The sequence below is a fragment of the Cupriavidus sp. SK-3 genome (genome assembly GCF_000611145.1).
Taxonomy (GTDB): Bacteria; Pseudomonadota; Gammaproteobacteria; order Burkholderiales; family Burkholderiaceae; genus Cupriavidus.
This window is the reverse complement of sequence record NZ_JFJV02000075.1, coordinates 100,876-113,127: the sequence shown is the minus strand read 5'-3', so window position 1 is coordinate 113,127 and position 12,252 is coordinate 100,876. Positions and strand designations below refer to the sequence as shown.

General features: G+C 67.7%; 12 protein-coding genes. 3 read left to right on the top strand and 9 right to left on the bottom strand.

Translation table 11 applies throughout. The annotated features are described in order from the left end of the window. Positions 1-123: 123 nt before the first annotated feature. From CF70_RS08145 to CF70_RS35770, 7 genes are all read right to left on the bottom strand, one after another. On the bottom strand, positions 124-1,086 hold the full coding sequence (locus tag CF70_RS08145; RefSeq protein ID WP_035862841.1) for a phosphatidate cytidylyltransferase: 963 nt from the start codon (positions 1,084-1,086) through the stop codon (positions 124-126). Between the two features lie 6 nt (positions 1,087-1,092). Next, positions 1,093-1,719, bottom strand: coding sequence for a lysophospholipid acyltransferase family protein (locus CF70_RS08140; protein WP_035862838.1), 627 nt, complete (start codon positions 1,717-1,719; stop codon positions 1,093-1,095). Between the two features lie 6 nt (positions 1,720-1,725). Further along, the gene (locus CF70_RS08135) at positions 1,726-2,196 is read right to left on the bottom strand and encodes a hypothetical protein (RefSeq protein WP_235184941.1); all 471 of its coding nucleotides are present in this window, start codon (positions 2,194-2,196) and stop codon (positions 1,726-1,728) included. After that, positions 2,177-3,592 carry a phosphatase PAP2/dual specificity phosphatase family protein gene (locus CF70_RS08130; protein ID WP_035862950.1) on the bottom strand — a complete coding sequence of 472 codons (1,416 nt, stop codon included), beginning with the start codon at positions 3,590-3,592 and terminating at the stop codon, positions 2,177-2,179. The genes CF70_RS08135 and CF70_RS08130 overlap by 20 nt, the downstream gene beginning before the upstream one ends. Beyond that, on the bottom strand, positions 3,592-5,373 hold the full coding sequence (locus CF70_RS08125; RefSeq protein WP_035862834.1) for a bifunctional alpha/beta hydrolase/class I SAM-dependent methyltransferase: 1,782 nt from the start codon (positions 5,371-5,373) through the stop codon (positions 3,592-3,594). Before CF70_RS08125 ends, CF70_RS08130 begins: the two co-directional genes overlap by 1 nt. A gap of 30 nt (positions 5,374-5,403) precedes the next feature. Continuing rightward, entirely contained in the window at positions 5,404-6,045 is a 642-nt protein-coding gene (locus CF70_RS08120; RefSeq protein WP_035862831.1) for a CDP-alcohol phosphatidyltransferase family protein, read from the bottom strand. 168 nt (positions 6,046-6,213) lie between these two features. After that, complete coding sequence (locus tag CF70_RS35770; RefSeq protein WP_152561728.1) at positions 6,214-6,462, bottom strand: hypothetical protein; 249 nt, start codon at positions 6,460-6,462, stop codon at positions 6,214-6,216. Positions 6,463-6,571: 109 nt separating this feature from the next. Between CF70_RS35770 and CF70_RS08115 the strand changes: the two genes are divergently transcribed. Continuing rightward, on the top strand, positions 6,572-6,838 hold the full coding sequence (locus tag CF70_RS08115; RefSeq protein ID WP_035862830.1) for a hypothetical protein: 267 nt from the start codon (positions 6,572-6,574) through the stop codon (positions 6,836-6,838). A 23-nt stretch (positions 6,839-6,861) separates the two neighbouring features. Here the strand turns inward: CF70_RS08115 and CF70_RS08110 are convergent, their stop codons facing one another. Beyond that, positions 6,862-7,704 (bottom strand): 3-keto-5-aminohexanoate cleavage protein, encoded by an 843-nt coding sequence (locus tag CF70_RS08110; RefSeq protein ID WP_035862828.1) that lies wholly within the window; start codon positions 7,702-7,704, stop codon positions 6,862-6,864. A 62-nt stretch (positions 7,705-7,766) separates the two neighbouring features. Then, on the bottom strand, positions 7,767-8,741 hold the full coding sequence (locus tag CF70_RS08105) for a 3-hydroxyacyl-CoA dehydrogenase family protein (RefSeq protein ID WP_035862827.1): 975 nt from the start codon (positions 8,739-8,741) through the stop codon (positions 7,767-7,769). A gap of 193 nt (positions 8,742-8,934) precedes the next feature. Between CF70_RS08105 and CF70_RS08100 the strand changes: the two genes are divergently transcribed. Together CF70_RS08100 and CF70_RS08095 are read left to right on the top strand one after the other, a co-directional pair. Beyond that, positions 8,935-9,861 (top strand): LysR family transcriptional regulator, encoded by a 927-nt coding sequence (locus tag CF70_RS08100; RefSeq protein ID WP_035862826.1) that lies wholly within the window; start codon positions 8,935-8,937, stop codon positions 9,859-9,861. A 178-nt stretch (positions 9,862-10,039) separates the two neighbouring features. Then, complete coding sequence (locus CF70_RS08095; RefSeq protein ID WP_035862825.1) at positions 10,040-12,229, top strand: cation:proton antiporter; 2,190 nt, start codon at positions 10,040-10,042, stop codon at positions 12,227-12,229. Positions 12,230-12,252: the final 23 nt, after the last annotated feature.

The window sequence follows — 12,252 nt, the reverse complement described above, 5'->3', positions numbered from 1 at the left end:
CCTCGGGGGCCGTACCGGTAAAGAGTCCGTACGCCGTCAAGGCAACTCAAGGTGACGGACTGAATGGCGAAGTGAAAGGATGAGACCAATGGGCAGGAACGGAGCGGCGCGCGGACGCTCCGCTCAGGGCACCCACCAGTAGCGGGTGATGTGGAAGAAGATCGGCGCGGCGAACACCACGGAATCCAGCCGGTCCAGCATGCCGCCGTGGCCCTGGATCATGTGGCCCCAGTCCTTGATGTTGCGGTCGCGCTTGATGGCCGACATCACCAGTCCGCCAAGGAAGCCCATCAAGGCGATCACCAGCGCGATCAGGCCCGCTTTCCAGGGAGAGCCGTAGGGCGTGATCCACCACAGCGAGGCACCCAGCGCGGTGGCGCTGGCCACGCCGCCGATAAAGCCTTCCACCGTCTTCGACGGCGACAGCAGCGGCGCGATCCTGGTCTTGCCGAGCAGCTTGCCCCACACGTACTGCAACACGTCGCTGCCCTGCACCACGATCACCAGGAAGGCGATCAGCAACAGGTTGCGATCCTCGAAGCCGGGAATCGGCAAGGTCAGCAACGCAGGCACGTGCGAGATGCAGAACACGCAGATCATCACTGCCCACTGCACTCCCGCGCAGCGTTCGAGGAAGCGCGTGGTCTCCGCCGACAGCGCCGAGAGGATGGGCAGGATCAGGAAGGCGTAGACCGGGATAAAAATCGAAAACAGCCCATACCAGCCGATATACACCAGCACATACTGCAGCGGCAGGAAGACGAAGAAGGCGGCGACGATGGCGCGGTGATCGCCGCGCCGGGTGGTGGTGATGGTGATGAACTCGCGCAAGGCGAAGAACGACAACAGATAGAACAGCACGACAATGGCGGTCCGCCCCGCGGCGAACGCCACCCCGAGCACGCCGATCATCCACCACCACGCCGATACCCGGGCGGCCAGATTGTCGATCACCGCATGCGGGCCACCCCGGGCGATGCGCCAGCGCAGCAGCGCGGTCACGGTGGAGGCCAGCACAAGCACGCCCAGCACCCCGCCGAACAGCAGCCAGGTCTCGTGCATCATGGTCAGGTGAGGAAGGTTCATGGATTCTCAGTCCAGCGCAGGCGCCAGCGACAACAGGCCTGCGCGGCAGCGCGCCAGGAAATCGTCCTTGGCTTCTTCCGCGCCAAGGGTCAGCGGCTTGCCGAAGGTAACGGTGCACAGCAGCGGCACCGGCACGAACTCGCCCTTGGGCATCACGCGGTTGAGGTTATCGATCCACACCGGCACGAGCTCCACGTCCCGGCAAACGCACGCCAGGTGGTAGATGCCGCTCTTGAAGGGCAGGAGCCGCTCGTCGGTGGTATTGCGCGTGCCTTCGGGAAACAGGATCAGCGAGTCGCCGCGGCGCACGGCCTGCTCCATCAGTGCCACCGGGTCGCTGCCCGGGTCGCTGCGCGTGCGGTCGATCAGCAGCGCGTTGAACACATCCTTGCCGATGAAACGGCGCAAGCCCGATTTGTTCCAGTAGTCCGCGCCCGCCACCGGCCGCGTCAGCGGCCGCAGGTCCGGCGGCAGGCAGCCCCAGATCAGCACGAAATCGCCGTGGCTGCTGTGGTTGGCAAAGTAGATGCGCTGCACCGCGGCGGGCAGGCAGCCGTTCCAGCGGGCCTGCATGCCGGTCAACAGGCGCGCGAACAGGATGATGGCGCGTGCCACCAGTTTGGAAAGCCACATCTTCCGTTATCTCAGCAGCAGTAGCAGCAAGGCCACCAGTAATTGGAGGGCGGCCAGCGCCCCCGCCCAGTGAAGGAAGCGCAATGCGCCGCGAGCGCGCTGCGCCAGGGAGCGCCCGCCGGACCCGGGCCTGGCCCAGCCCAGCCGCACGAGCGCCTGGTCCAGCGAGCCCAGCATCTCGTCCGTGCCGGCACTTTGCGAAATATCGGCAAGCGCCGCGAACAGCCGGTGATCAATTGCCACCCGCGCCAGCAGCCACAACTGCACGGCGCCGAGCACGGCCGCCACGATGCCCAGCACCAGGTAGGCCTGGCCCGCCGGCGACAAGGTGCCGGCCAGCAGCAGGTTGATCAGCGCCAGCACCAGCCCGGCCCAGAGCAGCCGTGCCGCGCCGTCGAGGCCACCCACCGCGGCGTGCGCCACCCAGCGCTGCGCGGCAACGCCGAGGGCCTCGTCATCATGCATCGGGACCGACATAGCCTGCTCCCCCTGAAGACTGTGCGGCCGCCTGCCGGCGGCCGACGAATTGCGACAGCGCGGCCACGCTGTCCGGGCCCAGCACCACGGCCGGCCGGCCCTTGCGCAGCAGCGCCAGCGCCTGTCCGGCATCGTGCGCGCCGGCACGGCCTGCCAGCCAGGCGGCTGCCACCAGGGCGCTGCGCGAGTAGCCGAGCGCGCAGCATACAAGCACTTTGCGGCCGTCGAGATGCCATGCGTCGAGCACGGCCACCGCTTCATCCAGTTGCGCCTGCGTCGGCACGGTCAGGTCCAGCACCGGCACGCAACGATACAGGGTAGCGCTTGCCAGCCGCGGCAACTCGGCGGTCAGGTCCAGCACGGCATCCGCCCCGAGCCGGCGCAGTTCGCCGCCGCCGGGAAAACGGCCGACCCAAAGGCCGGGCACGATTTCGCTGGCGCCGGACTGGCTGCGGGTCCACCAGCGCGAATTGGCGAGCGCCCCTAGCAGATAAGGCGCCAGCACCCAGTGCGCGGCCATCGGCATCGTGCCGTCGTGTCCCTTCTGGAACAGGCCAGGCTCGCCTTGCCGGTATATCGCCGCGACACATGCCAGGGACAGGGCCAGCCAGCCCAGCAGCAACGCCGCGAGCGCTGACACCGGCAACAGCGCCAAGGCAACCGCGCCTACGGCCAGGGCGCCGGCGGCGTAGCGCCCGGCAAGCTGCCGCGTGCGGGCGCGGGCAGCTTGCCCGCCACGCCACCGTCCCTGCCCGAAGGGAAACAGGAAGACGCAGAACCAGCCCACCAGCCAGCCGGTAGGCACGTCGATGGCATGGTGCTGGTATGTGGTCAGCACCGACACGCCGATCAGGGAGAACCAGCCGTGCAGCAGCCAGCGCCATCCGCCTCGCGCGTGGATGGCGTAAGCCACCCACAGGATCACCAACAGGCTGATATGCAGCGACGGCGCCTGGTTGAACGGCTTGTCGAAGCCACCCAGCAACGTGAACAGGTGACCGGGCAAGCCGTCAGCCTGCGGGCGGTCGAAGGCAAAGCGCAAGGGGAAAGCGATGAAACACGCCACCGAGATCACTTGCGCCGCCAGCAGGCGCCTGGCGTGCACGAGCAGTTCGGCACGCGTGCGCCACAGGAAGAACGACAAGCCGTAGAGCAGGTCGATGGACCAGTACGGCATGATGCTCCAGGGCACGAAAGGTATGCGCCGCTCCCATTCAAAGTAAAAGAACGGGACTTCGGCGCGCTGGCTCGCCAGCCAGTTGGCCAGACCATACGAGGAAAAGAACAAGGCCCCCATGCCGGCCAGCAGGACCAGCGCCAGGCCCCATGGACGAGCCTCGGCAGGCGCCACGGCAGCGCCCCTTCCCGCCCTGTCCTCGCCCTGCTGGCGCAGCATCATGCCGTCCTGCGCGCCAGGCTGACCGTGAAGATGCCCCACGGATCGATACGCTGCGCGACCTTCTCGAAACCCGCCTGCCGGACCAGCTCATCCATCTCCGCCTGCGAGCGGCGCCGCATCACCCACGCGGAGCCGGCACGGTGGCTGGTGAGCGCGCGCGCGATGAATTCCAGCTGCGGGTGCCAGGGCTGGCCGGTATAGACCAGATAGCCGCCGGGGCGCACCGCGCGCGACAGTCCGCCCAGCGAACGCGCCACCATGGCGTTGTCGCCGAACAGTTCATAGAGGCCGGAGACAATGGCCAGCGTGGGAGCCGGGTCGAGCGCCGCGAGATCGTCGCCGTCGAAGGCGTCGCCCTTCTCGAAGCGGGCGATATCGGAAAGCCCCTTGCTGCGGATCAGCGCGCGCCCCTGCATGACATTGATATCACTGTAGTCGCGCAGCAGAATGCTTTGCACCTGTTGCGCAACAGTGCCATTGAAGCCCTTGGCGGCCAGCGCCTCCAGCACGTAGCGGCCGTGGCCCGCGGCGATATCGACGATGCGCACCGGCGCGCCGGCGGCGCGCAGGCTGCCGATGGCCATGCCCAGCAGTTCCTCGATATTCACCTTGCGCTGGCGAATCCCCCGCCAGCCGATGGCGTCCAGGTAGTTGCGGTCGATCACCGGACCGACGCCAAACCGCCCTTGCGCCTGATTGCAGTAAACGTAATCCAGCGTGGAGCCCGAATCGAATCCGGTCTGGTGCCCGAGCCGCACGCCGTCGGACAGCAGGCCGCCGAATTTCAGGCCAGCCCGCGTCAAGGCCCAGTAGATGCCGGCCGGGCTGGCCGCGGACAGCGGGCGCGCCAGCCGGTCTGACTCTTCCTTGAAAGGACCGCTGCGGTCGGCGTCGAGCAGCGTGACAGGCGGCGATGGCGATTCGAACTCGCGCACGATAAAGCCCCGCGCCGCCGCCACAGCCTGCGCGCGATCGCGCTCGCCGAGGGTGTCGTGGTAGAAACCGTCCAGCACGATGCGCTCCTTGACTCTGGAACCGAGGCGCTCGTAAAACGCGTCCTGCGGCGCGCGGTGCACCACCCAGTCGGCGCCGGAGATCAGCAATTGCGTGGGCACCGTGATGGCGGCCGCATCGGCCACGATGCGATCGGCCGTCTCGTAGAGATCCAGCAGGATATTGACGGCGATCGGACGCGTAATCAGCGGATCTTGCTGGTAACTGGCAATGCGTTCCGGGTCATGCGTCAGGAACTTCGCCTTGACGTAGCTGTTGACGAAGAACTTGCCACGCAGCTTGTGCATGAGCTTCAGGCCTGACCGCGCGAACGGCACGTAAAGCTTGACCTTGAACGCTGGCGAGGCAAGCACCAGGCAGCGAATCCGCGGCGCATAGTCATGCACCCAGGTGGAAGCCAGTACCGCGCCCACGCTCTGGGCTACCACCGCGATGCGTTCCACCGGGATGCCATGGACCGCCGCGATATGGTCGACAAAGGTCTGGATATCGCGCACGGACGTGGCCAGGCTGGGGCTATAGCCGCGCTCGCCGGGCGAACGTCCATGGCCGCGCGCGTCCCAGGCGAAGAATGCGTGGCCGGGCAAGCCCAGTTCATCCACCAGGTGGGCGATACGGCCCGAATGCTCATGTCCGCGGTGGAACAGCACGACGGCGCCCTGCGGTGCATTGTCCGCGGCTGGCCAATGCCGGTAGAACAGCGACTGGCCATCGTGGGTTTCGAACTGCGCCTCGACGGGGGTACGGCTGGGTTGACTATCCACGTAGTATCACTCCACGGGTTGGGAAGAGGATCAGGCGCGCGGTGCCGCCTGTGCACGTGCCTGGCGTAGCTGTTCCGCCTCGGCCACGCCGCGGCGCACCCGGTTGGCGATGGTAAGCAGCGACAGCAGCGACAACAGTACCCACAACCAGTGCGCGGCATATGCGAGGCTCAGGCCGAGCCCGACCCACAAGCCCAGCGCGCCCAGCACCAGGGCCCGGTCGCTCTTGCCAAGCGGGCCGTCATAGCGCCGGCTGGCGCCGGCCAGCGGCCCGATCAGGCCGGCGCACTCGACGATCACGGCCAGGACGGCGAAGACCATGACCTCCCCCGCGCCGAAAGGCGAAACCAGGGCAAATGGCAGGATCAGCGCAAGATCGGAGACGATGTCGCCCAGTTCGTTGAGATAGGCGCCAAGCACGCTTTGCTGGCCATGTTCGCGCGCCAGCATGCCGTCGACGGCGTTAAGGGCCATGCGCACGAACAGCCAGACTGGCATCAGCAGGAAGACTGCGGGCAGCCAGGCCAGCGCGGCCACCAGGGCGCCAATGACCAATGAGCCCGCGGCGGCGGCGAGCGTCACCTGGTTGGCGGTCACGCCGCGCGCGGCGAGGCGCTTCACCCACGGTCGCAGAAGTGCCTGGAATTTCGGTTTGATCTGGTAAAGCGTCATGTTCCATGGCCGTTGAGGCCTTATGTTATTAGCGGCCATGGTGCCCGTACGCACGGCAACCGGCCATGTCAGTTCCCTGCCCCAGCCTCCCGGCCGCCTCCTTGGCGCCCGTCCGGTGTGCTGCGTTCCCGACAATCGGCAAGCATAGCCGGATATTGCGCGCTTACGTCATTTTTTAAGAATTAATGAGATTTTTGACACATTCAAGACACGTTTGACAGGCTGCGGCAGCGCGCAGCGTTGCTTTACATGATTGGAGATGCGGCGCGATTTCGCAATATTTTGGATGTCCTGACGGGCATTGCGCGTAATTGCACGAATTTGGAGAAATCGGAAGGCCGGGCCAGCAACCGCACGGCATAGCGCGGGCAGTGGTTGGGAATCTGGCTGCCCGGCCAGGCGGCCGGGGAGATGCATGACAGCATTGTCATGTACCAGTCATGTTGCCGTGGGCGCATGCTTTTTAGACTGTCAGCACGGTCGATCCATGCCGGTCGCCGCCCCCTTGAATCCTCGGAGAAAAAGAATGCGTACTCTCAAGCAAGCCCTGCTGGCCACTGCCATTGCCACCACGCTGGCCGGTGCCGCCGGCCTCGCCAGCGCCGCCTCGCGCAGTGTGGACCCGTACCTTGACGGTGCCGCCACCGGCCAGGCCCGGGATATCTATACGCAGGGCGCCAGCAAGCTCGGTGCGCGCGACCCGTTCACCGATGGGGCGCACAACGGCGCGCGCGACCCCTTCACCGACGGCGCCCGCAACGGCACGCGCGACAAGTTCAGCGACGGCGCATGAGCCCCCTCGCTGAACGCCGGGATTCAGCGGATCTCGCTGTAGATATGCCTGGCCTGCGCGGCCGTGGCTAGCGGGCGGCCCAGCGTCCGCGCTCCCTCCGCCGCCTGCCCGACAAGCGCCGCGTTGCCTGGCGCGGTGCTGCCGTCGCGCAGCTTCAGGTTGTTCTCGAAGCCCACCCGCACATGCCCGCCAAAGGCGGCGGCCGTGGTCACGCAGGCATTCTCCTCGCGCCCGAAGGCGCAGATCGCCCACGGCAGCGTGCCGTCGAAGGCCTGCAGGAACGGCAGCAGGTCGCGCGGTGACGAAACCTGCCCCGCCGAATACCGGCCCAGCACAAACAGCACCGACCATGCCCCCGGCGGCACCAGGCCACGCGCGCGCAGCGCTTGCCAGCGCGCCACGTCGGCCGCGTCGTACAGGATAATCTGCGCCATCACCCGCTCCCGCGCCAGCCAGCCCAGGAAATCGGCCAGTTCCGCCTCGGAGATATCCGGCACCGCGATTTCGCGCAAGCCGATGGAAACCGCCTCGGGACGAAGTTCGCGCACCATCGCGATCTGTTCCGCGGCGCGGTAGATGCCGGCGGCTTCGCTGGTCACCTGCACCAGCAGTTGATCGCCGACCTCCCGCTTCACGGCGGCAAGCGCTTCGCGATAGATCTGCGCATCGAGGGAGTGGCGCCCGTCGGGCTGGCGCACGTGCATGTGCATCATGGCCGCGCCGGCTTCGAGGCAAGCCCGTGCCTCGGCCGCCAGCGCCGCCGCGGTCATCGGCACGGCCTGGTGGTCGGCGGCGGTCTTGTAGGCGCCATTGGGCGCCACGGTAATGATCAGCGGCGAATCCGCCAGCAAGGTGTGTTCACTCATATTGCACTCGGTGTCGGTGGGTCCGGGGTCGCCCGGCAGGCCTCGGGCGGATACTGAAACGTTCAGGGTTGGATCTTGGGCAGTTCCGGCGCGATCAGGTCCAGCCCTGCGCGCAACAGCCGATCATAGCGCTCACGTTCGGCCGCGATGGTCTCGGGCGTCCACTGGTAAAACCCTTCGCCGCTCTTCATGCCGTGGCGGCCGTCCGCCGCGCGCTCGGTCAGGCACCGGGCCGGCACCGCCGAGTTATTGAAGGTGGGATATATGGTAGCGCCGGCCGCCTCGTGCACGTCGATGCCGGCATGGTCGCGCTGCATGACCGGCCCTGCGGCCAGGAAGCGGAAGCCAAAGCCGAAGCGCACCGCCGCGTCCACATCCTCGGGCGAAGCGATGCCGCGGTCGATCAGATCGAAGGCTTCGCGCGACAAGGCGTGCTGCAGGCGGTTGGCGAGGAAACCGGGCAGGTCTTTCTTCACCTTGACCGGCACCATGCCGCAACGGCGCATGAAGGCGATCAGGGCGTCCGCGCCAGCCTCGGCACTGCCCTCTCCCAGCACGACCTCCACCAGCGGAACCAGGTGTGCCGGCATGAAGAAATGCAACCCGAACATGCGCTCGCGGGTGGGCAGGCCTTCGCCGATGGCGCTGATCGGGAAACTGGAACTGTTGCTGGCGAGAATGGCGTCGGGGCGCGCGCGCTGTACCAGGTCGGCGAACAGGGCGCGCTTGATGTCGAGCCGCTCGGGGATGCATTCGATCACCAGGTCCACAGTGCTCCAGTCGACGGCTTCGAGCGATGGGGCCACGGTCAGCCCGGCCAGGCCGGCTTCGGCTGCCGGCCCTATCGCCGCGAGATTGGCGGCGACCTTTGCCGCCACCGCGGCGGCGCGCTGCGCCTCGGGCTCCACCACCGTGGTGCGGCAGTGTGCGCGGGCGAGCACCACGGCCACGTCGGCGCCCATGGTGCCGCCGCCCACCACCACGGCGTGGGTGGCGCCGGGAGCGGCTAGCGGAAAGGTTGCGGGAGCTTCGGGCATGGTGTTCCTTTGTACTGTCAGGCGTTGTCGTTGGGGCGGCGTGACCACGTTTGCCATGCAAATATGGCTAAAACACCACTTTTCGGTGCCTCACGGCCCCGGTTTAGCAGGATTGAGCGCCAGTGTAGACAAGCCGCTTTGATTGATGAATCAGATTTTCCGGATAAAATGATCGTCAAACGAGATCAATCCCATGAAAATCAACCTGTCGATGCGCGATGTCGAGACCACGTTGGTGCTTGGCCGGACCCTTAACTTCCGCCAGGCGGCGGGGCAGTTGCACTTGTCGCAGTCGGCGCTTTCGACCCAGGTCCTGCGCATCGAGGATTCCCTGGGCGTGCGGCTGTTCGACCGCACCACGCGCACCGTGCGGCTGACCGCGGCGGGTGAGGTCTTCATGCAGCAGGCGGCGATCCTGCAGGCGGCCTTCCGCGATGCCATCGATGCGGTCAGCGGCATTGCCAGCGCCGAACGCGGCCAGGTTGCCGTGGCCGCCCTGCCGTCGCTGGCCGCCCGTTTGCTGCCGCGCGTGCTGATGGCCTATCGCCGGGACCACCCCAAGGTCACGCTGAAGGTCTACGACACGCTCTCCGGCCCCGCTTTCGACCTGGTGCGCGCCGGCGAGGTGGATTTCGCGCTGACCGCAGCCGATCCGCAGCAGGCCGACCTGCACTACGACCCCATGATGTCGGACCGCTTCGTGCTGCTGATTCCCAGCGAGCACCCGCTGGCGCAGGGCAAGGGGCCGCTGCGGTGGGCCGACACCGTCAGCGCCGAACACGTTTCGATGACGCACCCCAGCAGCGTGCGCCAGTATGCCGAATGGGCTTTCCTGCAGAACCGCATCCGCTTCCAGCCGGTGTTCGAGGCCGAGCACCTCGCCACCATCGCGGCGATGGTGGAATGCGGCTTCGGCGTTGCCGCCCTGCCGGAGATCGCGGCCGGCACCGTGCGCCAGTCCGGCATCGTCGAGCGCCTGCTCACCGCGCCGGTGACGGAGCGCTCCATCGGGCTGGTGACAGCGCGCAACCGCAGCCTGTCGCCGGCGGCGGCGGCTCTGGTCGGCGTGTTGCGTGCCCACCTGGCCCAGGCCGGCGGCGGCGTGCCCGCAGCCGTATGAGCGAGCCGTGGCGGCCGTCTCGCCCGGCGAGCAAGCCGGTCAGGCAAGACGCACAATGCTTGAAAGCACGCGCGCATTCGCGGTATGTTCGAAGCCGACAGCCGCATAAGGATCCAGCAGTGACACAGTCGCCCGCAGCACAGCCGGGGCCGGCCCGCGCCCGGTTTCGGAGGCGCGCTTGAATATCGTCGTCGACATACTCGTCCTGGTGGGGGCGCTGCTGGCCATCGTGGCCGTGGTGCAGGTGGCCGCGGCCCGGCTGAGGCTACCCGAATCCACGCTGCTCTCGGCGATCGGCATCGCCATCGGCGCCGGCTATGTCGCCATCGACGCCGCCTCCCCGCAGTTCGCCTGGCATTTCCTCCATCCCCTGATCGACCCTGCCTTGCCGCCCGAGGCCTATCTGTGGGTCTTCCTGCCACCGCTGCTGTTCCATGCCGCGCTGACCGCCGATGTGCGCAATATGCTGCCGGACGCCGCGCCCGTTCTGCTGCTGGCCATTGTCGCCGTGCTCGTGGCGACCGGCGTGATCGGGCTGGTCACCGCGCTGGCCAGCGGCGCCGGCCTGGTGGTCTGCCTGTTGCTCGGCGCGGTGGTGGCCACCACCGATCCTGCCGCGGTGATCGCGATCTTCCGCGATGTCGGCGCGCCAGCCCGGCTGATCCGGCTGGTCGAAGGCGAAAGCCTGCTCAACGATGCCGCCGCCATCTCGATTGCCGGCGTGCTGGTGGCCATGCTGACCGGCCACGGCACCGAGGCCACGCTGGCCGCCGGGCTGCGCGAGCTGGCCTGGTCCTTTGCCGGCGGCGTGCTGTGCGGCGTGATCGCCGGACGGCTGGTGGCGGATTTGCTGCCGCGGCTGGCCGGGCTGGCCCTGGCCGAAGGCGCGCTCACGCTGGCGCTGCCCTATCCGCTCTACCTGCTGGCCGACCAGTTGATCGGTGTCTCGGGCGTGGTAGCGGTGGTGTGCGCCGGCCTGATGGTCAGCGCGCTGGGCCCGACGCGTCTGAGTCCGCGCAATTGGGGCCACCTGCGCATGATCTGGGAACAATTCGCCGGCATCGCGGGGGCCATCGTCTTTCTGCTGGCTGCGGTACGGGTGCCGTCGCTGCTGGCCGGCGTGACGCCCCACCACGGCCTGTTGCTGCTGGTGCTGGTGCTGGCCGCGCTGGCGGCGCGCCTGCTTACGCTGTTCGGCCTGCTGCCGCTGTTGTCCAGGCTCAAGCTGAGCGCACCGATCAACGGGCCCTACAAGCTGGCGATCGCATGGGGCGGCCTGCGCGGCGCCGTCACGCTGGTGCTGGCGCTGGGCATCGCCGAGAACGACGCGTTGCCCTATGCGGCGCGCCATTTCATCGCCATCCTGGCGACCGGTTTCGTGCTGGTAAGCCTGCTGCTGAACGGCACCACGCTGCGCTGGCTGATCCACAAACTCGGCCTGGACCGGCTCTCGCCACAGGATCAGGCACTGCAGAGGCAGGCGATCCAGCTCTCGACCGAGGAGGTCGAGACCATGCTCGACCGCATCGCGGAGACCTTCGATCTGCCGCCCGCGGCGGCGCGCGAGGTGGCGCAGCACTACCGGCGCGAGATCGAACTGGGCTCGATGGAATTCGATTTCGACGCCGCGCTTTCCGAGCGCGACCGCTTCACCATCGGCCTGGTCACGCTGGCCACGCGCGAGCGCGAACTGATTCCCGAATACGGCGACGGCGTGATCTCGGTGGCGAACCTTGACGCCATGGTGCGCAACACCACCATGATGATCGATGCCGCGCGCGAGCATGGCCGCCTGGGCTACAACCGGGCAGCCCGGCACATCCTGGACTATCAGCGCGGCTACCGTGTGGCGCTGTACCTGCACCGGCACCTGTCGATCGACCGCCCGCTGGCCCGCGCGCTGGCCGACCGGTTCGAGTTGCTGGTCTGCCGCCAGACAGTGCTGGCGCGGCTGCGCCGGTACAACCGCTCGCTGCTGACGCCGGTGTTCGGGGCGCGGCTGACGACCGTGCTCGACGGCGTGCTCGAAGAGCGCGTCAAATCGGCGGGCGCCGGCCTGGACGAGATGCGCGCGGAGTTCGGCGGCTACACGGAGGCGCTGGAGAAACGCCTGCTGATGCTGTTCGCCTTGCGCAAGGGCCAGCGCTCGCTGGAGGCCATGCGCGAAGAGAACGTGATTTCCAGGGAAGCCTACAACCAGATTGCGCAAGTCATCCAGCGCGCATGGCAGGCCAACCTGGCACGCCCGCCGCTGCGCAGCGCGCTATCGGCAGCGGCACCACCCGCCGCGGCATCGGGGAAGCCGGCGGCAAACGCCATGTCGTCCGCGCGGCCGCACGTGCCGCCGGAGATGCGCGAACCGGACTGAAGGCCGGCTCGCGCCGGCAGATC

Excerpts from the sequence above, each read along its gene's own strand:
- CF70_RS08145 (WP_035862841.1), bottom strand. The coding sequence starts at position 1,086 with ATGAACCTTCCTCACCTGACCATGATGCACGAGACCTGGCTGCTGTTC.
- CF70_RS08140 (WP_035862838.1), bottom strand. The coding sequence starts at position 1,719 with ATGTGGCTTTCCAAACTGGTGGCACGCGCCATCATCCTGTTCGCGCGC.
- CF70_RS08135 (WP_235184941.1), bottom strand. The coding sequence starts at position 2,196 with ATGTCGGTCCCGATGCATGATGACGAGGCCCTCGGCGTTGCCGCGCAG.
- CF70_RS08130 (WP_035862950.1), bottom strand. The coding sequence starts at position 3,592 with ATGCTGCGCCAGCAGGGCGAGGACAGGGCGGGAAGGGGCGCTGCCGTG.
- CF70_RS08120 (WP_035862831.1), bottom strand. The coding sequence starts at position 6,045 with ATGACGCTTTACCAGATCAAACCGAAATTCCAGGCACTTCTGCGACCG.
- CF70_RS35770 (WP_152561728.1), bottom strand. The coding sequence starts at position 6,462 with ATGCATCTCCCCGGCCGCCTGGCCGGGCAGCCAGATTCCCAACCACTG.
- CF70_RS08115 (WP_035862830.1), top strand. The coding sequence starts at position 6,572 with ATGCGTACTCTCAAGCAAGCCCTGCTGGCCACTGCCATTGCCACCACG.
- CF70_RS08110 (WP_035862828.1), bottom strand. The coding sequence starts at position 7,704 with ATGAGTGAACACACCTTGCTGGCGGATTCGCCGCTGATCATTACCGTG.
- CF70_RS08105 (WP_035862827.1), bottom strand. The coding sequence starts at position 8,741 with ATGCCCGAAGCTCCCGCAACCTTTCCGCTAGCCGCTCCCGGCGCCACC.
- CF70_RS08100 (WP_035862826.1), top strand. The coding sequence starts at position 8,935 with ATGAAAATCAACCTGTCGATGCGCGATGTCGAGACCACGTTGGTGCTT.